Below are 25,040 nucleotides of genomic sequence, written 5' to 3'. Positions count from 1 at the left end.
CGGATAAAACACTACTGAAATAGTGAAAAGGTAAATTTTATGAGAAAGTTCTTTTGTAATGATCTTAAAAACTGAAAATTTATATTTTCTAAAAGTACATAAACAAATTTATCTTTCTATATTTCTAAGATTTGAGTTGTTTTATTAATACAATTCAATCGAAATTACGATATAAAAAATTATGAAGGAAGTGATTGTAGTATGGAAACGCTCGAATTGGCACGAATACAATTCGCATCAACAACGATTTTCCATTACTTTTTTGTTCCGCTGTCTATTGGTTTAGCTTTTATCATTGCGTTAATGCAAACGTTATACGTGGTAAAGGGACAAGAAATTTATAAAAAGATGACAAAGTTTTGGACACAAATATTCCTTGTAAACTTTGCGGTAGGTGTAGTAACTGGTATTTTACAAGAATTCCAGTTTGGTATGAACTGGTCAACCTATTCACGTTTTGTAGGTGATGTGTTTGGTCCATCACTAGCGATTGAAGGTTTATTAGCATTTTTCATTGAGTCTACATTCTTAGGTTTATGGGTATTCGGCGAGGATAAATTACCGAAGCGAATTCACCTTTTATGTATTTGGCTCCTTTCAATTGGAACAATGTTATCTGCATTTTGGATTTTAACTGCAAGTGCATTTATGCAATCACCAGTAGGATATGAAATGGCAGCAGATGGACGTGCACAAATGAATGATTTCTTAGCAATTATTCAAAACCCACAATTATGGGTACAATTCCCGCATACAATTACAGCGGCAATTGCAACTGGTGCCTTCTTTATTGCAGGTGTGAGTGCATGGAAAATAACTAAATCACAAGAAACTGAAGTGTTTAAAAAATCGTTCCGCATTTCTATCATTGTTGGAACACTTACAACTGCGCTAGTATTATTCTTCGGTCATGCGCAAGCACAACAATTAATTAAGACACACCCAATGAAAATGGCAGCAGCTGAAGCGTTATGGAATACGAGTGAGGATCCAGCGCCATTTACAGTATTTGCAAAAATTGATGCAGAGAAGCAAGAAAATTCGTTTGAAATTCAAATCCCTTATATGCTAAGTCTATTATCATATGATAAATTTAGCGGGCAAGTAGAAGGGATGAATCAAATTCAAAAGCAATATGAAGAAAAATATGGGCCTGGAGATTATATTCCACCAGTACACACTATGTTCTGGAGTTTTAGAGCGATGGTAATGAGTGGAACATTTATGCTTCTTCTAGGAGCGTACGGATGGTTCTTATCAAGAAAAGATCGATTAGCTGAAAAAACTTGGTATTTAAAATTAATGGTGTATGCAATTTCACTACCGTTTATCGGTAATACAGTAGGATGGATTATGACTGAAATGGGACGTCAGCCTTGGGTAGTTTTCGGTGTTATGAAAACGGAAGATGCTGTATCTCCAAATGTTACGTTCGGAGAAGTATTATTCTCTTTAGTTTCGTTCACATCACTATATTTAATTATAGGTGGAATTACAGTTTACTTATTCGTTCGTATCATTAAAGGACATGAGAATAAGAAAGCGAAACAGGATTCTCAAAGCCATGATCCATTTGATAAGGAGGATGAGTATGTTATCTCTTAATGAGTTGTGGTTTATTATTATTGCGGTTTTATTCGTCGGATTCTTTGTACTTGAAGGTTTCGATTTCGGTGTAGGTATAGTTTCAAGGTTTTTAGGGGAAAACGATTTAGAGAAAAGAATATATTTAAATACAATCGGTCCATTTTGGCACGCAAATGAAGTATGGCTTGTTTGTGCTGGTGGTGCTATGTTCGCGGCATTCCCGCACTGGTATGCAACTTTATTTAGTGGGTTTTACATTCCTTTTGTGTTTATGCTTCTTGCTTTAATTATAAGAGGTGTTTCCTTTAAATTCCGTGCGAAAATAGACAATCATAAATGGAAAGGTTTTTGGGATTGGGGTATGTTTTTAGGAAGTTTACTACCACCAATCCTTTGGGGAGTTGCCATTGCTAACTTTATGGTAGGTATTCCAATTGATGAGACGAAAAATGCTGTAGGTGGATTCTTACCATTACTTCATCCATTTGCATTACTTGGAGGAGTTATGTTCCTTCTGCTATGTATTGTTCACGGATTGCAATTCCTTACTATACGTACAACTGGTAAGTTAAGAGAACGTGCGCGTATTGCTGCGTTGAAAATTGCACCGCTTGCAATTATAGCACTTCTTATTTTTGCCGGTGTAGGGTTATGGAAAACAGATATATTCATTGGTCATGGTACAGAGTGGATTATGGTTCCGATCGGAGCTTTTGTAGCATTATGTGCGTCAACATTATTAAATAAAAGAAGAAGAGATGGTTGGGCTTTCGTTATGACGAGTTTAACAATCATTTTACTAAGTGCGAGTGTGTTTGCCGGCATGTTCCCACGTGTCTTAATTAGCTCGTTAGGGTCAATATACGATTTAACAATTTATAATGCAGCATCGGGAGATTATGCACTAAAACTGATGACGTATTTTTCAATTGCTATATTGCCATTTGTTTTGGGAAGTCAAATATGGAGTTTCTATGTGTTTAGACAACCTGTTAAGTCAGATAAAGATTTGGAGTACTAATGAAAAGAAAAAGAGGACTTCCATCGTATCCTGGTAGCCGAGTTTTATATGTAGTGTTAACACTCATTAGCATTTTAGAAGCTATAAGTATTATTGCGCAAACAGTGTTTTTAGCGCGGGCTATTACGTTTTTATTTCAAGGAGAAACAGTGCAATCTGTGTTAAATGAAACTGTTTATTTTGGAATCATGTTTGCAGTACGTCACATGCTAGTTAGAATATCGCAAATATTAGTGGAACGTTTCGCTGAAAAAACAGGATCGCTACTGAGAAAACAATTAATAGAGGCGTATTTTACATTAGGTCCACGGTATGTTCAAACTGCTGGAACGGGTCATTTGGTTACCTTATCGATAGAAGGTATTGAGAAATTTAAAACATATATTGAATTAACAATTCCTAAAATGATTAGAAGTAGTATCGTACCGGGGTTAATTGTACTATACGTTTTTACGCTAGATATTGAGTCTGGAATCATTTTAGTTGTAACGATTCCTATCGTAATTATTTTTATGATCCTATTAGGATTAGCAGCGCAGAAAATGGCGGATAGCCAATATGAAACATATCGTGTTCTTTCTAATCATTTTGTAGATACGTTAAAAGGATTAGAAACATTAAAGTATTTAGGTAAAAGTAAACAGCACGAAGGAAAGATTGAAAAAGTAAGTAAAAGATATAGAAAAGCAACGATGCGTACTTTGCGAGTTGCTTTTCTTTCTTCTTTTGCATTAGATTTCTTTACGAGCTTATCAATCGCATTTGTGGCAGTCGGATTAGGGATACGTTTAATAGATGGGACAATTGTACTATTGCCAGCCCTTACGATTTTAATTTTAGCTCCAGAATATTTTCTGCCGATTAAACAAGTTGGAGCGAATTATCATGCTACGTTAGATGGACAACTTGCAATGGAGCAAATAGAAGAGATTTTACAGCAACAAAAAGAAATAGGAACGAAAGAATCTAATGTAGGTTTAATATGGAATGCCTCTAGTAACTTGAAATTACAAGATGTAAAAGTAAAGAATAATGAATCTGAAAAAGCTATATTAGAGGGAATTGATTTTACTTGGAAAGGCACCGGCGCTATAGGTGTAATTGGTGAAAGTGGGGCAGGGAAATCGACGTTAATTGACGTATTAGCAGGATTTTTAACTCCTTCGGGTGGAAAGCTGATAATAAATGGTGTGAAAATTGACGGGTCTACTCGAGAAGATTGGCAAAAGAATATTGCTTATATTCCGCAGCAACCTTATATTTTCCCGCTTTCATTAAAAGATAACATTTGTTTCTATGAAACAAATATAACTGATGCAGAAGTGGAAAGAGTTATTAATGAAGTTGGTCTTCGTTCACTCGTTACATCGCTTCCGAACGGGATGTATGAAAGAATTGGAGAAGGTGGACGTATGCTTAGTGGCGGGCAAGAACAACGTGTCGCTATGGCGCGTGCACTTTTAAGCAAAAAGCCAATTATTTTATTAGACGAGCCTACAGCACATCTTGATATTGAAACTGAATTTGAAATAAAGCAAGCGATGTTACGTCTGTTTGAAGGTAAGCTAGTATTTCTTGCAACACATCGTCTTCACTGGATGAAACAGATGGATCATATTCTTATTTTAAATAAAGGGGAAATGATAGAAAGCGGAACGTATGAAGAACTTTTAAAGAATGAGGCATTACATTTTCACAGGAAAGAGAGGGGATAGAGATGAGTAACTGGATTAAACCTTATATACAGCAAAATAAAGGTAGAATGACTTTAACTATTTTCCTTGGTCTTCTTGGAGTTAGTTCAGGTGCGATGTTACTTTTCATTTCAGGTTATTTAATCTCTAAATCTGCTCTTAGACCAGAAAATGTAATGGCTGTATATGTTCCTATCGTTGCAACACGTGCGTTTAGTATAGGACAAGCGGTATTTCATTATTTAGAGCGTTTAGTTGGACACGATGTCGTACTACGCATATTAGAAAAGATGAGAACGAAACTATATAGAATAGTAGAACCGCAGGCGTTATTTTTCCGCTCACGATTTCAAACGGGCGATATGTTAGGTATATTATCCGAAGATATAGAGCATTTGCAAAACCTATATTTACGTACAATATTTCCTAGTCTATTAGCATTAGTTGTATATAGCATATTCGTACTTGTTATCGGTGCATTTGACGTAGTATTTGCACTTATTGCAGCAAGTATGTTGGCTATTATCGTCTTTCTGCTTCCGTTTGTATCATTACTTTTTATGAAGCAACATCATGTTACTTTAAAACAAGGAAGAAGCCGTTTGTATCAACAATTAACAGACGCTGTTTTTGGATTATCAGATTGGCAAGCAAGTGGTAGAAAAGATGAATTCATTGATAAGTATGTAGAGCAAAATGCTCAGTTGTTAAAAACGGAAAAAAGAATGAAGCGCTGGAATCATATTCGGGACAGTATCATTCAATTAGTAGTGGGGATTGTAGTTATTTCAATGATCATATGGACTGGAAATGAGGCCGCAAGTGAACAGATTGCACCTACCGTTATTGCGGCTTTCGTCTTAATGACGTTATCAGTCACAAACGCGCTTATTCCTCTTTCAGATGCTATCGATCGAATTCCATCATATGTAGAATCTGCTCATCGTCTAATTAAAGTAGAAGCTAATGATGTTTTACAGGATGAAAAGGAATTACATGAGGATAAAGATTATGTTGCATCAAAACATATAGACATTGAAGTAAATAATGTATCGTATAGTTACCCAGATAGTAATGAATTTGTATTGAAAGAAGTATCACTGCAAATAAAGGCAGGAAAGAAAATTGCCATTTTAGGAAGAAGTGGAACAGGAAAATCTACTTTGTTAAAATTGTTAGCAGGTGCGCTAAGCCCGTTGCATGGTGAAGTTTTATTGCATAGTGAACATGCTCATACGAATCTTTTATCAAAATATATTTCTGTATTGAATCAAAAACCGCATTTATTCGATACGACAATTGGAAATAATGTGCGAATCGGTAAACCAGAGGCTACGGATGAAGAGATATGGACAGCTTTAGAGAAAGCACAATTAGCTTCGCATATAGCTTCTCTTCCAGATGGATTGCAAACAAAAATGCATGAAATGGGGAAAAGGTTTTCTGGTGGAGAAAGACAACGGGTTGCTTTTGCTAGAACGCTAATGCAAGAGGCTCCAATTATTGTACTTGATGAACCTACGATCGGCTTAGATCCAAAGACAGAACTATCTTTAATAGAAACAATGTTTTCTGCAACAGAAGAAAAGACTGTTATTTGGATTACACACCACCTTGTAGGAATTGAACATGTAGATGAAGTTATATTCCTTGATCGTGGTCAAATTGTGATGCAAGGCAGTCATGAACAACTTCTGAAAGAAAACGAGAAGTATCGAAAGCTTTATGAGTTAGATAAAGGAATATAGTTTGAATAAGTAATAATTGTAAAAATAGCTACGCCAAATGGTGGAGCTATTTTTGTTTTGAAATGAATATTCTATTCTTTTTTAATGTTGGATTGCAGATGTATATGATCATTATGAATGAAAAATGAATTTCATATTATACATATAATGGAGGGGGATATACATGAAGGAGCAGTATAAAATTATTGTTTTAAGTGATGAAGTATCAGGGGCAAGGATTCAAAATGCATTAGACAAAAATAAATGTAAAACAATAGTTCATGTTGTAGACGTTTCAACTATTGTTCGTATAGAAAATTCTTTTCAATATATAGTCATTTGGAGAGTGGAAGCAGAAAAACTTACAAATGAATTGATAAACAAGGGCGTGCAAAGTAAAAAAATTATTAATTTAACAAAATACATGTATGAATGGAGGAATAAATTAATTTCTATATATCAAATAAATCCGGATCTTATGTTTTTATACATGTCTATGAAAAAAGTAAAGAGTGATCCCACATATGAATTGTTTGCTACCGGTTTGTCTTATCCGCATTGTGGCATAAGTACCGAGCTCCTCTCAAAAAAGTCAATAAAATTAACACTTCCATCGCAAGATCTATACTATGATTATTTAATAGCGTCACAACTTCTATCAAACGATCATTCATTTCAATATTGTTTGATAGGAATAGCCTATTTCTCTTTTTACTTTGACATGTCGTTATCATCTGAAGCATATAGAATTCACAAAGTATATTATCCATTGTTTCAAGACGGTCATCATACTGTAGTTCATTCTCCTCTACCTACTGATGGATTCTCACATCTAGATAGTCCGAAACCACTTTTTTCTATTTTTAATTTGCATTTTGAATATATTTTATTAGACGAACTAAAAGATGAATCATTGATACTACCTTGGATAAATGCTGAATGGAATACCACTCCCCTTCATATTCCTTTTGAAGAACATGGGAAAATGAGAGCAGCTTCACATGCTAAATTGTCGTATCCTCATACTTTAGTTGAACATAAAACGATTTTTAAAACATATTTAGAATTACTGTTAAAAAATGATATAAAGCCACTAATTGTTGTCTTCCCTGTTACTTCACATTATTTCAATTGTAGTAGTAAGAAATTAAAAGAAGATTTTTATAAAGTTATAAATGATTTTCAAGCACAATATTCTTTTCAAATCATAGATCTATTTGATTCACCATTATTTTGTGATGAAGATTTTTATGATAGTGATCATATGAATAAAAAAGGTGCAAATAAAATGTCCGCGTTATTAAATATGTTTATTCAGGAACGAAAAGTATGATATTTCGATTCATATTTGCATAAAAGTATATAGGCTCCATACAGTTAAAGTAATGTGATTTTTGCATCGCGTATACAAATAATATGCGAAGAGGTGAGAGAGTAAAATGAGAACTCGTATTGAAAGAACTGTAGAGGTGGTAGATCAACTTCCGTTGGTAAGTGTGTTAATTCCTACGTATAATCGACCTCGCTACTTTGAAAAGGCATTATGTAGTGTGTTAGAACAAACGTATCCTAATATAGAAATTATAGTTGGAGATGATAGTACGAATGACGAAACAGAAAAGGTGTTACAAAAATACTTATGTAATCATTCAAATATTATTTATATAAAAAACAGGTCAACTCTCGGACAATTTGAAAATGCGCTAATGTTATTTAATGAAACGAACGGTGAGTATGTAAACTTTTTAATGGATGATGATATATTTCACGTGAATAAAATTGAAAAAATGATGAAGTATTTTTTGAATGATCTAGATAATGAAATTAAGCTTGTAACATCTCATCGCCAAGTAATTGATGATAAAGGGAAAGAACTACGACATATTTATTCAACTGTCCGTTTATTTGAAGAGGATACGATTATAGAGGGAACAGAATTAGCAAATAGGGTAATTGTGGATCAAAAAAATTACATTGGAGAACCGACAACAGTTTTATTTCGTAAAAATGATTTACAAGAACCGTATGGGATTTTTGATAAGAGGCGGTATCTATGTAACGTAGATATAGCTTCATGGTTATCTTTATTAAGTAAAGGAAAAGCAGTATATATAGCAGAGACACTTAGTTACTTTCGATTACATCCAGATCAACAGTTAAATGAATCTAATAAAATGATGGATGGGTTAGAAGATTTTTCACATAGTATTATAGCAGGAAAAAAATATGGTTTCTTATCCGACGAAAAAGAATTAGACAAAGCGATAACTAATTTTCTAGATTATGCAAGAAGGATAGTTCCATCATCGATATTGTATACATTAGATTATTATCAAAAAATTAGGAGAAAGAAAATAAACATAGAAAAGAAAAAACAACATATAAATAATAATTCTCCTTTACCAAAAGTAAGTATACTTATTCCCGCGTACAATAGACCTTATTACTTGGAATTAGCGCTCAATAGCGCACTGAATCAAACATATGAAAATATTGAAATTATTATTTCTGACGACAGTACAAATAATGAAGTTAATGCTATGATTCAACCGTATTTACGTGAATATGAGTGTATTACATATGCTAAAAATGAAACTCCGTTAGTTGCTGAAAACTTTAATAAGTGTATAGAACTTGCGAATGGGGATTATATAAACTTTTTATTAGACGATGACTTATTTCATCATGAAAAGATCGAGAGAATGATGAAATACTTTTTGACGTTAGAAAATATTTCATTTGTGACGTCATATCGTGAACTGATTGATGAGAATGGAGAGATATTACCACCCTCAACATTGAATATGAAAATTGCAAAAGAAACTACACTTTTTGAAGGAAAAGAATTAGGAAATTACATATTAAAAAATTTAAAAAATATAGTTGGTGAGCCGACAACTGTTCTGTTTAATCGAGATTTGTTTGAAGGGAAGTTTGGGTATTTTAAAGGAAAGGCTTATTCTTCTATTAATGACATTGCAACTTGGCTAGATATGATGAGGAAAGGTAAAGTAGTTTATATACAAGAACCTCTTAGTTATTTTAGACAACATAGTGGACAAAATCAAAAACAAATACATTTTATTTTAATGACAATTGAAGAGTGGATTGAATTAATTATAGATGCATATAATAGTGGATTTTTAAGTTCTGAGAGAGATTATAAAGAGAGTTTATCTTATTGTTTAGAAAATGCGGGATTTATAGTTAAGGATGCGGTAAGAAATGGGGAACTAGATCAAATTTATAATGAAAAGATAAAAAAAGGGTTAAACAAGCTAGTCGCTCATATGTTTGAGAAAGAATGTTGTTATTGTCAATATTGCAATCAGCAATTTGAAAAATTTTCACCTTGGCCAGCACATTATGATTTTCCAAAATATAAATTTGAGATGTGGAATAAAGATACAGGGATATGCCCAGTTTGTAGTTCAATGGATCGTGAAAGGTTGTATCGTGCGTACATTGAAATGGAAACGGACTTGTTAAGTAGAGAATACACTATGCTTCATATTGCACCTGAAGAGAAGTTAAGAGATTGGTTTAACGAGTATAAAAATATTACGTATGTATGTGGGGATATAGAACCAAAGGATCCATTAATGAAGGAAATTGACGTTACAAGCATTACATATGATAGTAATACTTTTGATGTAATTTTATGTAGCCATGTATTAGAACACGTTCTTGACGATGACAAAGCAATGAGAGAGTTATATAGAGTATTAAAGCCAAATGGATGGGGAATTATTCAAGTACCAATCGTAATGAATGTAGATTCTATTATAGAAAATAAATTAATTGTAACACCACAATTGAGAAAATTAGCTTTTGGTCAAGAAGATCATGTGAGAATTTATAATCAATCGGGATTCATTCAACGATTAATGAATGCAGGGTTTAAGGTGGAATTATATAACGTAGCTGAAAGAAAAGGAATGAAAAGTGCTAGGAAATTTGGATTATCTGAAACAGATACGCTCTATATTGTCCGAAAATGATAGGAAGGAATAGATAGATATGGAGAATATTCCTTTTTTGCGTGCTTCAACTGTACCTGTAATTGAGTATTTGGACGAATTGAAGGAAATTGATACATCTCACATATATACGAATTATGGACCTATAAATCAACGTTTTGAAGAAACAATTATGTCGGAGTTTTTTCAGAACAGGGGCGCTGTTACAACAGTGGCAAACGCAACGTTAGGGTTAATGGCCGCTATTCAACTTAAGAAAAGAAGAAAAGGAAAATATGCCCTCATGCCTAGTTTTACATTCCCTGCGACTCCATTAGCGGCTATTTGGTGTGGATTGGAACCTTATTTTATTGATATTTCAATAGATGATTGGTATATGGATAAAACAGTACTTTTGGATAAAATTGAAGAATTAAAAGAAGAGGTTGCGATTGTTGTCCCGTACGCAACTTTTGGATCATGGATGGACTTAGAAAAATATGAAGAATTAGAGAAAAAGGGTATTCCGGTTGTCGTAGATGCGGCACCGGGATTTGGGTTAATGAATGGAAGTATGCATTACGGTCAGGATTTTAGTGGTATGATCGTATATAGCTTTCATGCAACAAAGCCGTTCGGAATTGGTGAAGGAGGGCTCATATATAGTAAAAAGGAAGAAGATATACAACGTATTAAAAGAATGGGTAATTTCGGATTTGATAAAAATCGTGAATGTACGATGATGGGGTTTAATTGTAAAATGTCTGAATATGCGGCAGCTGTTGGGATTGCGACTGTGAAAAAATGGAATCAAAAGTTAAAAGAACGCACCCGTATTTCTGAATGGTATAAACAATTGTTACAAAGTAATGGATTAATGAAAAAAGGATGGAAACTCCAAAAGACAGAAGCAGTTATTCAACAATTTATGCCTATTCTTTGTCCGGAAGAAGTTCACAACATACAAGTAATAGAAGAACTGAAAAAACAGAAAATAGAAGCTAGATTATACTTTTCACCATCATGCCACCAACAAGTTCTTTTTAGAACTTATAAGTCTACAGATTTAATAGAAACGAATAAAATAGCCAAACGAATAGTAAGTTTACCTTTATGGGAAGGAATGACGAAAGAAATAGTAGAACAAATTATAATCTGTTTAGGGCAGAAGGTGGTGTCGGCAGATGAATAGTTTTTATAGTCAAGAAGAGCTAAATAAAATTGGATTTTTATCTGTTGGGAAAAATGTATGGATTAGTAAAAAAGCAAGTATATATAATCCAGGTGTTATATCAGTTGGTAATAATGTAAGAATTGATGATTTTTGTATTTTAAGTGGTAAAATCACAATTGGAAGTTATTCGCATATATCAGCGTATACAGCGTTATATGGAGGGGAAGTTGGGATTGAAATGTATGACTTTGCAAATATCTCAGCTAAAACAATCGTATATGCAGTACTAGATGATTTCAGTGGAAATACATTAATGGGCCCAACTGTCCCGAATCAATATAGGAATGTGAAAACAGGAAAAGTTATTTTAAAAAAACATACGATTATTGGTGCTGATTCTATTATTTTTCCAAATGTAACTGTAGGAGAAGGCACAGCAGTTGGTGCGATGAGTATGGTAAAAGAGAGTTTAGATGATTGGTATATTTATGCTGGAGTTCCCGTAAGAAAAATAAAACCTCGTCAAAAAAAGATGCTAGAGTCAGAAAATGATTTTTTAAAAAGCATTAATTCTTAACAAAAAAGAATTAATGTTTTTTATTTTTATGATACAGCAAAGTTGTATCTTAACTTATTATGTTTTAAATTTAGCTGACAAAGGCAATACTGAGCCATAGTGAATGTAAAGTTGGAGGGCGAGCGTATATGTTTGATGAGGATGGGATTGTTTTAATTATGGAACCAGCTGATGAAAGTAACTTGAGGAGGTTTATTTTTTCGGTGCCAAAGTCAGTGTATGAAAAGAAGGGGCTTACATTACACTATGGAACAGCTATAGGACAAGGATATATGGATATAATTGAAGATATTATTAGCGTAAATATAGAAATAGATGTTGTAACGATAATAGGGCATGTAAGAGGGTAAATAGCTATTTGAAAAAGGTTATAAGTAATTTAGCTAGAAGTTATGCATAGAGAAAATTGCAGACAATTATAAAGGCGAAGGGAGTCTAAAATGAAAATCAAATCAATTTTATTAGTGTTTATAGTTTCAATTGGTTTAATGGGATGTTCACTAGTAGAGCAAGGAAAGAACTCCATAGATTATGCTCAAAAAGCGACAGACTATGTAAATGAAATAAGTGCATTTGCAAATGATGCACCAGCATTAGCTGAAAAGGCTGTTAATGATAGCGAAGCTCGAAAAGAGTTAGAAACGAAGCTTAGTGAAATTAAACAAGATATACCCGCTTTCAATGAATTAACACCACCTGATGTAGCAAAGGATCTTCATCAGCAAATCGTCGGATATAACGAAAAGTTAAATACATTAATTGATACGGCAATGACGAAGATAGAAGAAGGAAAAGTGGATGTAGAGCAATTTAAAAACTCTGAACTTATGCAGACGATTGATCAAGTTCGTGATTTGAAAGAGAAGGTTCAAAATTTAGGACAATAATAAAAAGCTCCGTTTTGTGATGAACGGAGCTTTTTTATGTTTTCTAATGGAAAAGTTTATAATATTTTCTTCCTAATAATATAAGTGTTTTTTTATATCTTCCATTTTTCTAAAATATGTATTGTTTTATTAGTTGCATCCATGTTCACTTGAACACCTATCGGCATAGTGATCATCGGATGGGTATGACAACAATCAAAGTCAGCTAATAAAGGAATTCTTTGATTTTGCATTACTTCTAATAATATTTCATAAGGTTTGCGATTTGTACCACAATCATCAAACTGCTCATGTTTTCCAAGAATAATACCTGAAACTTTATCAAATACGCCGTTAACTTTAAGTAATGAAAAGCTTCTTTCAATAGTAGCTGCATCTTTTGAACTATCCTCAATAAATAAAATATCCCCATCTTGAATACATGGCATATAAGGACTACCCCAAATTCCTTCTATTGTATTTAAGTTCCCTCCAATAATACGTCCAGTAGCTTGTCCATTTGTTACAGAAATCCAATTGTTTGGTCTAAGTTCTTTTTCTTTCGTCTTCTCTTCCCAATTAATAAATTCATCTGACCAAAATAAAGGTTGTTTTATGTTGTAAGGAAGCATTTGATCATGTAGTAATGTTTCTACAAAATATTTGTATGTATAATCTACAAAAGGCTCACACTCTCCAAAAGAGGGAACGAGCGCCGGACCGTAAAATGTAGGAATTCCTGTTTTAGCATAAATCCCTAGTAATAAAGCTGTTGCATCTGAATAGCCAATCATTATTTTGGGATTATTTTGAAAAGCATCATAATCAATATAAGGTAATAATGAATTAGAATTCATACCGCCAATAGTTGACATGATACAAGAAACATCAGGGTTTCTTATCAAGTTATTTAGTTCCTCTGCACGCTCTTGTATACTGCCAGAGCGATAATAATCATATCGACCTGTTAGTGAACCTTCTAATATGTGAAATCCTTTCTGTTGTAAATAAGATTTCGCTCGTTCAAATCTTTTTGGAGAAGTGTAGGTTGCTGGTGAAGAGGGCGAATAAATGCCGATTGTGTCTCCGTATTTTAATGATTTTGGAAGTATCATTTGCATGAATCCCTTCTATTTTAAAAATTTTATTTATGAGGATTTATCGATGAATATTCTTATATTTCAGTGTTTTTATTGTAACATAAATGCATTGAAATAATAATTGCTATAGATGAATAAATATGCTTTTTACCTTGACGATATAAAGGGAAAATTGTTATGGTTGAGTGTGAGTGTATAAAAGGTTTGCTAAAGGAGTTTTGAAATGAAGCGGTTAAAATGGGGAAGGATAACGATCCTATTAGTTTTTATTTTAGGGGTATGTTGGTTCTTATTCCAAGGAACTCAAAAGAGTACAGCAAGTGCAGAGGGACCACCTTTACAAGTGGCAGAATTACCTGAAACAGGATTAACTGAAAAAGTAGTGCCACCAAAGTACATACCACCGGAAATTGATGCAAAAGCAGCTATGATTATCGATGCGAGTAATGGAGATATTATTTATCAACATAATGAAAATGAAGCTTTTGCGCCAGCTAGTATGTCCAAGATGATGACAGCGTACCTTTTATTAGAAAATGTACATAATGGGAAAATTCGTTGGGAAGATCCAGTGAAAATGAGTGCGAAAGCGGCACAAACAGAAGGTGCGAGAATCCCAGTTCAAGTGAATGACACATTGACTGTTAGAGATCTGTTCCATGCATTAATGATTGAATCAGCAAATAATTCGGCTGTGGCGCTAGCGGAACATATGGCAAAAACGGAGAAAGATTTCGTTCAAATTATGAATGCAAAAGCGAAGCAGTTAAAAATGTCGGATTATGCTAAATTCGCAAATGCATCAGGACTACAGGAACCTGATGGAAGTGAGACGAAGATGACAGCTGCTGATGTAGCAAACTTGGCGTATCATCTTATAAAAGATTATCCAGAAATATTAGAAGTGACTCACTTACGTCAAAGTCAGTTAGCATTTAATAATATTAATGTTATAAGTACAAATGATATGTTAAATAAAAATAATAAAGCTTTATATATAGAAGGAATAGACGGATTAAAAACAGGATTTACAGATAGCGCAGGGTATTGTTTTACGGGTACAGCAAAACAAGGTGATACTCGTATTATTACAGTTGTAATGGGAACGAAAGGTAAAACGAAGCGCTTTACAGAGACGAATAAGCTAATGTCTTATGCATTTGGCTTAGTTAATTAAGTGAAATACTGAGTTAGATCATCATATCAGAAAGGCAGTTTGTTGTTACCTATTATCGGTAACAATAAATTGCCTTTTTATTTTTAGCATTAGGAAATAAAAAGGTAAAAAATGTGAGTGTTATTATTTGAGTTTATTATTGTTTGTTGATAGTATAAAGTTAGAAGCTTATTAATGATAAGTTTTAAGAGGCGGAACATGATGTATACATATGAAAAAGCCTCAAATGAAAATTGGAGGGAATTATGATGGCAAAAGATTTTTACTCAGCAATTGAAGACAGAAGATCTATTTATGCAATTAGTAAAGAGCAAGTAGTTTCTGATGAAAAAATTCAAGAAGTGATTTATCATGCTGTAAAACATACACCTTCAGCTTTTAACTCTCAGAGCGCCCGCGTTGTCGTCTTGCTAGGAGAACAACATGATAAGTTATGGGATATTACGAAAGAAACGTTACGAAAAATTGTACCTGAAAATAACTTTGCATCTACCGAAGAAAAAATGAATGCATTTAAAAGTGGTTATGGAACGGTTTTATACTTTGAAGACAGTCAAGTAGTGGAAGAACTGCAAGAAAACTTTGCATTATACAAAGAGAATTTCCCAACGTGGTCACAGCAATCCTCAGGAATGTTACAATTTGCAATTTGGACAGCTTTAGAAATTGAAGGATTTGGTGCTACATTGCAGCATTACAATCCATTAATTGATGAAGAAGTGAGAAAAGAATGGGAAGTTCCAGAAAGATGGAAACTTACTGCGCAAATGCCGTTTGGTAAACCGGTGGTAACTGCAGGTGAAAAAGAATACCAACCTTTAGAAAATCGTGTGAAAATTTATAAATAATGCGAGATAAAAGGTGAACAGGGATACAACCTGTTCACCTTTTATAAGTAATAAGGATTTTTTTGATAGGAATTTTTCATCTGATCTTTTAATTCGTTTTTACGTGTTTCAATAGTTGATATTTTTTGTAAGGTAATAATTGAAACGAATTGAAAAAAAGCATAGTATAATTCTATATTTTTATTTATAGGATCATCTATTATGTTTTTCATAAATATACCTCCTTCTTTAATCCCAATATTTGCAGGCAATAAGACTTCCATCTTAAAATTCAATGTACCGCCCTGTAAAAGTTCGATAGGTTTCAGTGTAGGGTAAATAAAATTTGTATTGGTTAAAATACCACTATATATATGATAATATAAATATCCTATAAATTCCATAGTTAGTGAAAAGTAGGTAGTGGTGTGTGTGTTTTCGCTAAATTAGAACAGAATTTTTGAAGTTAAATCTTACAAATCGTCAAATCTTTTATAAGTGATAGATAGTATCAAAAATAGTTTTCTAAAAATATTATACTATTGATAAAAAAAGTATTTTTTGTCATGATAAGAGTATGCTTCATGGGAGGAGCTTTACTAGGAAATATATTCTTTGCATTGGATTAGATGAATAGGGTTTTTCAAAGTGGATAGACAATGTATATTAAGATAATGAATGGAATGTCGAATTTTCAATGAAATACATAAGAGAATTGAAAAAAGCATTGCAAAAACAATAAGTTTAATGGTAAAGTTCACATGAAGTTCACACGGAATACACTTCATTCATTTAAAATGAACTCTGTGTGAAAAATAAAACTCTTGTTAAAAAATGGAACTTAATGAATATTTTACTTTAATAATATTGTAAAGTATTAAGTTTATAAGTTTTTTAAAGAGGATAGTAGGGAAAGGAAGTAAAGACAACTTATGAAAAAAGTAATTGCAGGTTTAGCAGCAGCTTCAGTAGTAGGTGTTGCAGTTCCAGGTATGGATTCTGCTCAGGCACAAGTTTCAAATGAAGCGCTAAAAGAAATTAATGGACAAACTCAAACTCAAACGACTGTAACTGAAACAAAAAAGGTAGAAACAACTTCTGAATTAAAATACACGGTAACAGCTGATGTATTAAATGTACGTTCAGGTGCTGGTACAGGACATAACGTTATTTCTAAAGTGAAATCAGGTCAAGTACTACAAGTAATTGGACAAGAAAACGGTTGGTTCAAAGTAACTGTAAACGGTCAAACTGGTTATGTAAGTGGTGACTTCGTAACGACTGGTGGTAAAACAGGAACTACTGTTCAACAAGGAACTGGTACTTACACAGTAAACGTTTCTTCACTTAACGTACGTACAGGCCCAAGTACATCTCATACAGTATTAGGCTCTGTAAATAAAGGTAAAACAGTACAAGTTGTAGGTGAAGTACAAGATTGGTTTAAAATCAACTTCAATGGTGGAACTGGATACGTAAGCAAAGACTTCGTAACAAAAGGTGGTTCTGCTGTATCTAACGAAACACAACAACCAACTACAAACAACAATACTACTACAGTTCAAACTGGTGGTTCTTATGTTGTTAACACTGGTGCTTTAAAAGTACGTACAGGCCCAGCTACATACAACGCTGTAATCGGTGGCGTAACACAAGGTAAAGTATTAAACGTTACTGGCGCTGAAAATGGTTGGTACAAAATTAACCATAACGGCCGTACAGGTTACGTAAGTGCAGACTTCGTTAAGTTTGTAAAAGGCGGAGTAAACAACGTTACAAATAACGTTCAACAACCAGGTAAAGACGTACAAAAACCAACAACAGGTGGAGATACATCTTCAATCGCTGGATTCGCTAGATCTTTAAATGGTTCACCATACAGAACTGCTGGTACAACACCTGCTGGTTTTGATTGCAGTGGATTCATTCACTACGTATTAAATCAAACTGGTCATAAAGGCGCTCGTCAAACAGTTGCTGGATACTGGAGCTCTAAAACAAAAACTAGCAATCCACAACCAGGTGATTTAGTATACTTCCAAAATACTTATAAAAAGGGTCCTTCTCACATGGGTGTTTACTTAGGAAACGGTCAGTTCATTAGTGCAGAAACGGATGCAACTGGTGTACGTATTAGTTCTGTAAGCAACTCTTACTGGAGCAAGCACATTTTAGGTTACACAAAAGCATACTAAGAAAAAGTAGTTTTATATACTTTTCGTATAGAGAAAAGGCTTTCCAGGGAAACTTGGGAAGCCTTTTTATAGTTGAATAAATTGGGAGTGTAGTAGTTTTTACTGTAACTTCCCATTTAAAAATCGAGCGTATAGGTCATGAAAGTAGTTCGGACGAAATAAGTTTGCTGCATGTCCTGCAAGCGGTATTTCTTTATATAAAACGTTAGGAAGAATGGATTTCAAATCAAAAAGACAAGATTTATAGAGATGATCATGTTCACCCATTACCCATAGAATAGGGTGGGGAAGTGATTTCAATTTAGATTTTAAATCGAATTCTAAACGATGCCGTAATGATTGGGCAATAATTGATGAATGCAATTGCAATCCGAAACGGTAATAAATATTTCTTGAAATGACTGCGAACGGATTTGCTTTTAGCATGCCACTTGGGAAAATGGTATTTGCGTATTGAGAGAGCCATTTAGAGTACTCGTCTCCTCGGTTCTCCCAGAACTTTTGAAATACGTTATATAAAAGGGATGGATTATTATAATGTCCACCAATGTGACAAATGCTCAATACTTTTTCTGGATGCATTTGTGCAAAAATTGTAGAGATATAACAGCCGTAACTTAGAGCGCAAATATGAGCTTTTTGAATGCCTTCTTTTTCATATAAATTCAATAATTGATCTACGAGGCGCTGTAATGAAAATTCGATATCTGCACCTTTATCATCGCCATGACCTAATAAGTCGTAAGTTATAATGTTATAGGTGGCTGAAAATCGTTTATGCTCTTTTTTGAAGGCACGACGATTGCCGACTAAGCCATGAATAAAAATGATTGTTTCCTTTTCGGAATGTATATTTGTTTGCAAAAAGGATACTCCTTTCAATAACGGGAGATTTATATAGTATTGTAAATTGGTTATCTATAATTCGCATAGAATAATATTTAGTACTAGGTAATAATATCAGATGTTTACATCTGTTGTAAAGATGCGTTTGCATGTATATTTTGTAAAAATAGAAAAAGTGTGTTTACATTCAGTTTACATTTGTATTGTATTCTATTTTTAGAAAGAACAGTTTGGTTTAATATGAGGAGATGAACAAAAATGGAAGTTAGAAATGAGATAGAGAAAAAAGGGAGCTGGAGGCAGTTTTTACGCCTTATTCAAGATACAAATCCTCCGAAAGGGATTCTTGCTTTTGCTTTATTAATGAGTTTGCTTTCTACGGGAGCTAGTTTATTTATACCGATGTTAACGAAAGGGTTAGTAGATAATTTTTCACTTTCGTCAATTAGTACAGGACAAATTGTTGGGCTAATTGCATTCTTTATTATGCAAACTATAGCCGCAGGATTGTCTATCTATTTACTAAATTATATTGGGCAGAAGATTGTAGCTGGACTGAGAGAACGTTTGTGGAAAAAGGTGCTTATTTTACCGGTAACTTATTATGATCAAAATAGAACAGGCGATACAATTAGCCGTATGACAAATGATACAGGAGTTGTGAAAACATTAATTTCTGAGCATTTGTCAAATTTATTAACAGGCGGTATTTCAATTGTTGGATCATTAATTGTATTATTTGTTTTAGACTGGAAAATGACACTTTTACTTTTAACGGTTATTCCGTTATCAGTACTCATTTTAGTTCCACTTGGACGAAAAATGTATAAGATTTCAAAAGCACTTCAAGATGAAACGGCTTCTTTTACTAGTGTATTAACACAAGTGTTATCAGAAATTCGTTTAGTGAAATCTTCGAACACAGAAAAAAAGGAATATGAAACTGGAAATAAAGGTATTGAAAAGCTATTGCAATTTGGTTTGAAAGAGGGAAAAGTGCAAGCGTTAATTTCACCAGTTATGTCGTTTGTTTTAATGGCATTGCTTGTTATTATCGTAGGATATGGTGGAATGCGAGTTTCTAGCGGTGCATTAACTACAGGAGAACTAGTAGCGTTTATTTTATATTTAGTTCAAATTATAATGCCGATGAGTCAATTATCTATGTTCTTTACACAATTCCAAAAGGCAATTGGTGCAACGGAAAGAATTAATACAATTTTAGAATATGAAGTAGAAGATCATGAAACTGGTGTGAAAGTCACAAATGCTAAGCAGCCAATCGTTCTTGAAAATGTATATTTCGAGTATAACGAAGAAGAGCAAGTTTTAAAGAATATTGATTTCACAATTGAATCAGGTAAAGTAACAGCAATCGTAGGACCAAGTGGTAGTGGGAAAACGACGTTATTCTCACTGTTAGAACGTTTTTACGAGCCAACTAGCGGTGCCATTAAATTAGGAAAAGACTCAATTAAGAATTATTCACTACAGTCATGGCGACGTCAAATTGGTTACGTTTCACAAGATAGTCCGTTAATTGATGGAACGATTCGTGATAATATTTGTTACGGTGTTGAGGGCGAAGTGACAGATGAAGAAATTGAAAAAGTAGCAGCAATGGCATATGTTGATGCATTTATTCATGATTTGCCAAACGGATACGCAACAGAAGTTGGAGAACGTGGTGTGAAGCTTTCTGGAGGGCAAAGACAACGAATTGCGATTGCTCGAGCGTTACTTCGAAATCCACAAATTCTTATGTTAGATGAAGCAACTTCTAGTCTAGATAGTAAATCCGAGTCTGTCGTTCAAAAGGCATTAAATAACTTAATGAAAGGCAGAACAACGTTAGTTATTGCACATAGACTTTCTACTGTTGTAGATGCAGATAAAATTATCTTTATAGAAAAAGGGAATCTTACAGGAAGCGGTACACATGATGAATTATTACAGACACATGATATGTATCGTGAATTTGCAACGCAACAATTGAAAATTAAAGAGGGCGCATTATAAAATGAATAATCAGTGGGGTATGTACTCCACTGATTATTCATTTTTAAAAGCTTTATAAAGGATGCTAATTAGAAGGGAAATGGTTTCTTTGATACCTAACATTTTAATAGTGGACGACGATCCGCATATTAGAGAACTTGTTTCTGTATTTTTAGAACGAGAAGGTTTTCAAACATATGAGGCAATTGATGGACTAGATGCACTTAAGAAAATAGACGAAGTAAAAGTTGATATGGTTATTCTTGATATCATGATGCCGAATATGGATGGATTTGATGTATGTTTTGAATTAAGGAAGTACTATGATATTCCGATTTTGATACTAACTGCTAAAGGGGAGACGTCCCAAAAAGTAAAAGGATTTCACCTTGGCACGGATGATTATCTTGTAAAACCATTTGATCCGATAGAACTAGTAGTGAGAGTAAAGGCACTACTGAAACGTTACCAAATTACAGTATCGCAATCGATTCAAGTTGGAAATGTACTGTTAAATCGTAAAACATTTGAAGTTACAATTGGAGAACAAATAGTTACATTACCGCTAAAAGAATTCGAATTGCTCTTTACTCTAGGTTCTAAAGCAGGAAGAACTTGTTCGAGAGAGCAATTAATTGAAGATGTATGGGGATATGATTTTGAAGGAAATGAACGTACACTAGACGTTCATATTAATCGGATACGTGAGAAGTTTCAAGAAGAGAAGTCGAAGTTCAGTATTAAAACGATAAGAGGCTTAGGGTATCGCTTAGAGGTAAGTAAATGAGAAAAAGAAAAAGAATGAGTAAGTTGAAGATGTTGAAAGTAACGGGAGCGATAATAGCGCTCTTTTCTTTTCTCACTTTAATTTGGTCTATCGCATTTTATGTAGCAACTAGTATATTGAATGCTCTTGAAATACATGTATCGTCGTTTGTTGCCTTTTTAATTAGTGATATGGTCGGTTTTGTATTTATTGTTCTTATTTGGACATTGTTTGGGATATTAATGAGGCCAAAACGACAGGCGATGATTTGGACTATTATTGAACCGATACAAAAAATTGCAAAAGGAGACTTCTCCGTAAAAATACGAAATGAAGAAGAGTATGATGGAGAAATTGGTGTACTCGTAAAAAGTATAAATGATATGACAGATGAACTAAATGCGATGGAGAAAATGCGTCAGGAATTTGTGTCGAATGTTTCTCATGAAATACAGTCGCCATTAACTTCTATAAAAGGATTTGCTAGAGCGCTACAAGATAACAATATTTCCGAGGAAAAAAGAATGCATTATCTTACCATTATTGAAACAGAAACGACGAGATTGTCTAAACTAAGTCAAAATTTACTGAAACTAACTCTTTTAGAGTCGGAAGAGTATACACCAGAAAGAGTGACTTATCGATTAGATCAACAGTTAAAACAAATTGTATTAAATAGTGAACCGCTCTGGGCTGAAAAAGAAATTGAATTAGACCTTGATTTAGAAAAAGTGCATATAACTGCTGACCAAGAAAGTATGAGTCAAGTTTGGATTAATTTAATTCATAATAGTATTAAATTTACTCCAAGTAGCGGCACAATTACAATCCAGTTACAAAAACATGAGAAAGTAGTGGAAGTACGTATTCGCGATTCGGGAATTGGTATATCCGAAGAACAGAAACAACATATTTTTGAACGTTTTTATAAAGCGGACACTTCACGAAATCGTACTTATGGAGGAAGTGGCTTAGGTTTGGCCATCGTAAAAAAAGTACTCGACCTTCATCAAGGAGAAATAAAAGTCGAGAGTGAGGAAGGGAATGGCGCAGAATTTATTGTGTGTATTCCGAATAATGAAGGAAAATAGTGTTAGGAGGATATCTTCTAACACTATTTCTCTTTAAAAATACATTCCCCGTTACTGCAACTATATTGATAAGCCTTTTCTTCGTTATTCATACGGTATGAATAATCTGATTTTGTATCTTTCTTAAAGTTAACATATGCTTCTGCACCGTTTTTATCATCATCGATATCAATGAATTGAACGCTTCGTATAGAATAATCCTTTTTTTCACTTAAACCTCTTTCTTGTAAGTTTGTATGAATACCTCTTATTAATTGGTCGAACAGTGACCAATTTAAATTAAGATGCTCAAATGATTCAGTATGTCTTCCTAAAATGCCATTGTCTTGTATTATTTTATTATTATTATCGTATGTATAAGAGTATGTAAAATAGGGTTCGTCTTTATATACTACCTCTGCATAATAGCCGATATTATAAATGGGAGTATATTTTCCAGTTATGCTTTGTATTTCTTCTTGCTTATAGTTTTTTATAGTATGGAGATAATTGCTAGTATCTTTTTCTATTACTTTATAATGTAGTGGATTACCAAATATAAAGTACATCGCAAAAATATGATACATAGTCCGACTGCAGTTAGTGACAAGAACCATTTTTTTCTTTTCATACACATACACTCCCCTATGCTGGATTTATTTTTATTTTACATGAATGATGATAAAACATGTGAGACTTATAAAAAAATATTATAGTTACCCACAGGTAACCTACGCACATGAAAGTGCATCATTGCCTTTTTACATAAATATAGTTACACTTTTAATATAATAATAAACAACTGAGACGATTAAGGAGTGTTATACTTGGCAGAATTATTACAAGGCAAAAATGCTTTAATTACAGGAGCAGGTAGAGGGATTGGTCGTGCTGTAGCGATTGCATTAGCGAAAGAAGGCGTAAACGTAGGTCTTTTAGCTCGTTCAGAAGAAAACTTAAAAGCTGTAGCGAAAGAAGTAGAAGCAGAAGGCGTAAAAGCTGTTATTGCGACTGCTGATGTATCTTCATATGAAGAGGTAACGACTGCAATTGAAACGTTAAAAACCGGTTTAGGATCTATCGATATTTTAATTAATAACGCTGGTATTTCTAAATTCGGTAAGTTTTTAGAACTAGACGTTGCTGATTGGGAAAAAATCATTCAAGTAAACTTAATGGGTGTGTACTATGCAACTCGTGCAGCTTTACCAAGTATGATTGAACAACAATCTGGTGATATCATTAACATTTCATCTACAGCAGGACAAAAGGGTGCACCTGTAACAAGTGCATACAGTGCTTCTAAATTTGGTGTTCTTGGCTTAACAGAATCGTTAGCGATGGAAGTTCGTAAACATAACATTCGTGTGACAGCTTTAACACCAAGTACAGTAGCAACGGATATGGCTGTAGATTTAGGATTAACTGATGGAAACCCAGATAAAGTAATGCAAGCAGAAGATATTGCAGAGTTTATCGTAGCACAGCTGAAATTAAATAAACGTACATTTATTAAATCAGCAGGACTTTGGTCTACTAATCCGTAAGGGATAAATTTAGAAACAAAAGAAGGGATATCTATTCTGTGATGGAGTGGATGTCCCTTCTTTATTTTTTGTATATGAGACAGAAATTACAGTATAATCAAAAGTGAATGGTAGAAAAGTATTAAGAAATTGAAGGGGATGGTATTTACATGAGTACGATTGAGAGATGGACGGCTGTTGATCAATATGTGAGTGATGTATTAATACCGAAAGATTCTACATTAGAAGAAGTTCTTCAAGCAAACGCTGCAGCTAAATTACCAGCACACGATGTATCGCCAACGCAAGGTAAGTTTTTGCAACTACTAGTACAAATTCAAGGGGCTCGTAATATATTAGAGATTGGTACTCTAGGTGGATATAGCACGATATGGCTTGCAAGGGGATTGCCATCTGGAGGCCGAGTTGTTACTTTGGAAGCAAGCGAAAAACATGCAGAAATTGCACGTAGCAATATTGAGCGTGCCAATTTGAATGATAGAATTGAAGTACGAACAGGATTAGCTTTAGATTCTTTACGGCAAATCGAAAATGAGAAGTATGAACCATTTGATTTTATTTTTATAGACGCCGATAAACAAAATAACCCTGCTTATTTTGAATGGGCACTGAAGCTATCACGCCCTGGTACTATAATTATTGGGGATAACGTAGTACGTGAAGGAGAAGTTATTGACAATACGAGTAATGATCCTCGCGTGCAAGGGATACGTCGCTTCTATGAATTAATAGCTGAAGAGCCAAGTGTAAGTGCTACTGCGCTTCAAACTGTAGGAAGTAAAGGCTACGATGGGTTTGTAATGGCAGTCGTAAAAGAATGATGAAAGGAGATAAAAAGATGAAAAAGAAATTTCAAAAATTATAACATGTATCGTGTACAACACAGCTAGCTCGTGGACCTCCAACATA

Annotated in this window: 21 protein-coding genes and 1 pseudogene; 18 read left to right on the top strand and 4 right to left on the bottom strand. The window is 33.8% G+C overall.

From position 1 onward, the window contains the following. Positions 1-201: 201 nt before the first annotated feature. From cydA to JDS82_RS11985, 10 genes are all read left to right on the top strand, one after another. Complete coding sequence (gene cydA / locus JDS82_RS12030) at positions 202-1,605, top strand: cytochrome ubiquinol oxidase subunit I (RefSeq protein ID WP_060630475.1); 1,404 nt, start codon at positions 202-204, stop codon at positions 1,603-1,605. Then, complete coding sequence (cydB, locus tag JDS82_RS12025; protein ID WP_064470220.1) at positions 1,592-2,608, top strand: cytochrome d ubiquinol oxidase subunit II; 1,017 nt, start codon at positions 1,592-1,594, stop codon at positions 2,606-2,608. Before cydA ends, cydB begins: the two co-directional genes overlap by 14 nt. After that, positions 2,608-4,323 (top strand): thiol reductant ABC exporter subunit CydD, encoded by a 1,716-nt coding sequence (cydD, locus tag JDS82_RS12020; RefSeq protein WP_199713372.1) that lies wholly within the window; start codon positions 2,608-2,610, stop codon positions 4,321-4,323. Before cydB ends, cydD begins: the two co-directional genes overlap by 1 nt. A 2-nt stretch (positions 4,324-4,325) precedes the next feature. Continuing rightward, positions 4,326-6,050 (top strand): thiol reductant ABC exporter subunit CydC, encoded by a 1,725-nt coding sequence (cydC, locus tag JDS82_RS12015; protein WP_199713371.1) that lies wholly within the window; start codon positions 4,326-4,328, stop codon positions 6,048-6,050. A gap of 163 nt (positions 6,051-6,213) precedes the next feature. Beyond that, positions 6,214-7,362 carry a hypothetical protein gene (locus tag JDS82_RS12010; protein ID WP_199713370.1) on the top strand — a complete coding sequence of 383 codons (1,149 nt, stop codon included), beginning with the start codon at positions 6,214-6,216 and terminating at the stop codon, positions 7,360-7,362. Between the two features lie 106 nt (positions 7,363-7,468). After that, positions 7,469-10,030, top strand: a complete 2,562-nt coding sequence (locus tag JDS82_RS12005) for a glycosyltransferase (protein WP_048566556.1) — start codon at positions 7,469-7,471, stop codon at positions 10,028-10,030. 19 nt (positions 10,031-10,049) lie between these two features. Then, the gene (locus JDS82_RS12000) at positions 10,050-11,180 is read left to right on the top strand and encodes an aminotransferase class I/II-fold pyridoxal phosphate-dependent enzyme (RefSeq protein ID WP_199713369.1); all 1,131 of its coding nucleotides are present in this window, start codon (positions 10,050-10,052) and stop codon (positions 11,178-11,180) included. After that, positions 11,173-11,739, top strand: a complete 567-nt coding sequence (locus JDS82_RS11995; protein WP_001084198.1) for an acyltransferase — start codon at positions 11,173-11,175, stop codon at positions 11,737-11,739. Before JDS82_RS12000 ends, JDS82_RS11995 begins: the two co-directional genes overlap by 8 nt. Before the next feature lie 128 nt (positions 11,740-11,867). Beyond that, positions 11,868-12,089: a hypothetical protein gene (locus tag JDS82_RS11990; protein ID WP_000459113.1), complete on the top strand. Its 222-nt coding sequence runs from the start codon at positions 11,868-11,870 to the stop codon at positions 12,087-12,089. 90 nt (positions 12,090-12,179) lie between these two features. Then, complete coding sequence (locus tag JDS82_RS11985) at positions 12,180-12,626, top strand: DUF6376 family protein (protein ID WP_000695207.1); 447 nt, start codon at positions 12,180-12,182, stop codon at positions 12,624-12,626. 92 nt (positions 12,627-12,718) lie between these two features. Here JDS82_RS11985 and JDS82_RS11980 read toward each other — a convergent pair whose 3' ends face one another. Continuing rightward, positions 12,719-13,720: a S66 family peptidase gene (locus tag JDS82_RS11980; RefSeq protein WP_199713393.1), complete on the bottom strand. Its 1,002-nt coding sequence runs from the start codon at positions 13,718-13,720 to the stop codon at positions 12,719-12,721. A gap of 208 nt (positions 13,721-13,928) precedes the next feature. Between JDS82_RS11980 and JDS82_RS11975 the strand changes: the two genes are divergently transcribed. Together JDS82_RS11975 and JDS82_RS11970 are read left to right on the top strand one after the other, a co-directional pair. Then, positions 13,929-14,882, top strand: a complete 954-nt coding sequence (locus JDS82_RS11975; protein ID WP_199713368.1) for a D-alanyl-D-alanine carboxypeptidase family protein — start codon at positions 13,929-13,931, stop codon at positions 14,880-14,882. A 245-nt stretch (positions 14,883-15,127) separates the two neighbouring features. Beyond that, positions 15,128-15,730, top strand: coding sequence for a nitroreductase family protein (locus JDS82_RS11970; RefSeq protein WP_179866387.1), 603 nt, complete (start codon positions 15,128-15,130; stop codon positions 15,728-15,730). A 41-nt stretch (positions 15,731-15,771) separates the two neighbouring features. Here the strand turns inward: JDS82_RS11970 and JDS82_RS11965 are convergent, their stop codons facing one another. After that, positions 15,772-15,942, bottom strand: coding sequence for a hypothetical protein (locus JDS82_RS11965; RefSeq protein WP_000789341.1), 171 nt, complete (start codon positions 15,940-15,942; stop codon positions 15,772-15,774). A 699-nt stretch (positions 15,943-16,641) separates the two neighbouring features. On the opposite strand from JDS82_RS11965, the gene entFM reads away from it, so the two are divergent. Continuing rightward, entirely contained in the window at positions 16,642-17,904 is a 1,263-nt protein-coding gene (gene entFM / locus JDS82_RS11960; RefSeq protein ID WP_199713367.1) for an enterotoxin EntFM, read from the top strand. A gap of 99 nt (positions 17,905-18,003) precedes the next feature. Here the strand turns inward: entFM and JDS82_RS11955 are convergent, their stop codons facing one another. Continuing rightward, a complete protein-coding gene (locus JDS82_RS11955) occupies positions 18,004-18,768 on the bottom strand; it encodes an alpha/beta fold hydrolase (RefSeq protein ID WP_199713366.1) in 765 nt (254 codons plus the stop codon). A gap of 240 nt (positions 18,769-19,008) precedes the next feature. Here JDS82_RS11955 and JDS82_RS11950 point away from each other — a divergent pair, with 240 nt between their 5' ends. The 3 genes from JDS82_RS11950 to hitS all read left to right on the top strand — a co-directional run bounded on the left by JDS82_RS11950 (position 19,009) and on the right by hitS (position 22,605). Further along, a complete protein-coding gene (locus tag JDS82_RS11950) occupies positions 19,009-20,769 on the top strand; it encodes an ABC transporter ATP-binding protein (protein ID WP_048566554.1) in 1,761 nt (586 codons plus the stop codon). 88 nt (positions 20,770-20,857) lie between these two features. Then, a complete protein-coding gene (hitR, locus tag JDS82_RS11945) occupies positions 20,858-21,535 on the top strand; it encodes an envelope stress response regulator transcription factor HitR (protein WP_242474898.1) in 678 nt (225 codons plus the stop codon). After that, positions 21,532-22,605: an envelope stress sensor histidine kinase HitS gene (hitS, locus tag JDS82_RS11940; RefSeq protein WP_199713364.1), complete on the top strand. Its 1,074-nt coding sequence runs from the start codon at positions 21,532-21,534 to the stop codon at positions 22,603-22,605. The genes hitR and hitS overlap by 4 nt, the downstream gene beginning before the upstream one ends. A gap of 23 nt (positions 22,606-22,628) precedes the next feature. Here the strand turns inward: hitS and JDS82_RS11935 are convergent. Further along, positions 22,629-23,215: pseudogene (locus JDS82_RS11935) on the bottom strand (DUF3139 domain-containing protein). A 196-nt stretch (positions 23,216-23,411) separates the two neighbouring features. Between JDS82_RS11935 and JDS82_RS11930 the strand changes: the two are divergent. Both JDS82_RS11930 and JDS82_RS11925 read left to right on the top strand, forming a co-directional pair. Next, on the top strand, positions 23,412-24,131 hold the full coding sequence (locus tag JDS82_RS11930; protein WP_000818988.1) for a 3-ketoacyl-ACP reductase: 720 nt from the start codon (positions 23,412-23,414) through the stop codon (positions 24,129-24,131). A gap of 149 nt (positions 24,132-24,280) precedes the next feature. Then, a complete protein-coding gene (locus JDS82_RS11925) occupies positions 24,281-24,952 on the top strand; it encodes an O-methyltransferase (RefSeq protein ID WP_000103870.1) in 672 nt (223 codons plus the stop codon). Positions 24,953-25,040 lie beyond the last annotated feature (88 nt).

Source organism: Bacillus cereus group sp. N14 (assembly GCF_016483555.1).
In the GTDB taxonomy this organism is placed as follows: domain Bacteria; phylum Bacillota; class Bacilli; order Bacillales; family Bacillaceae_G; genus Bacillus_A; species Bacillus_A wiedmannii.
This window is presented reverse-complemented; position numbering and strand designations above follow the sequence as displayed.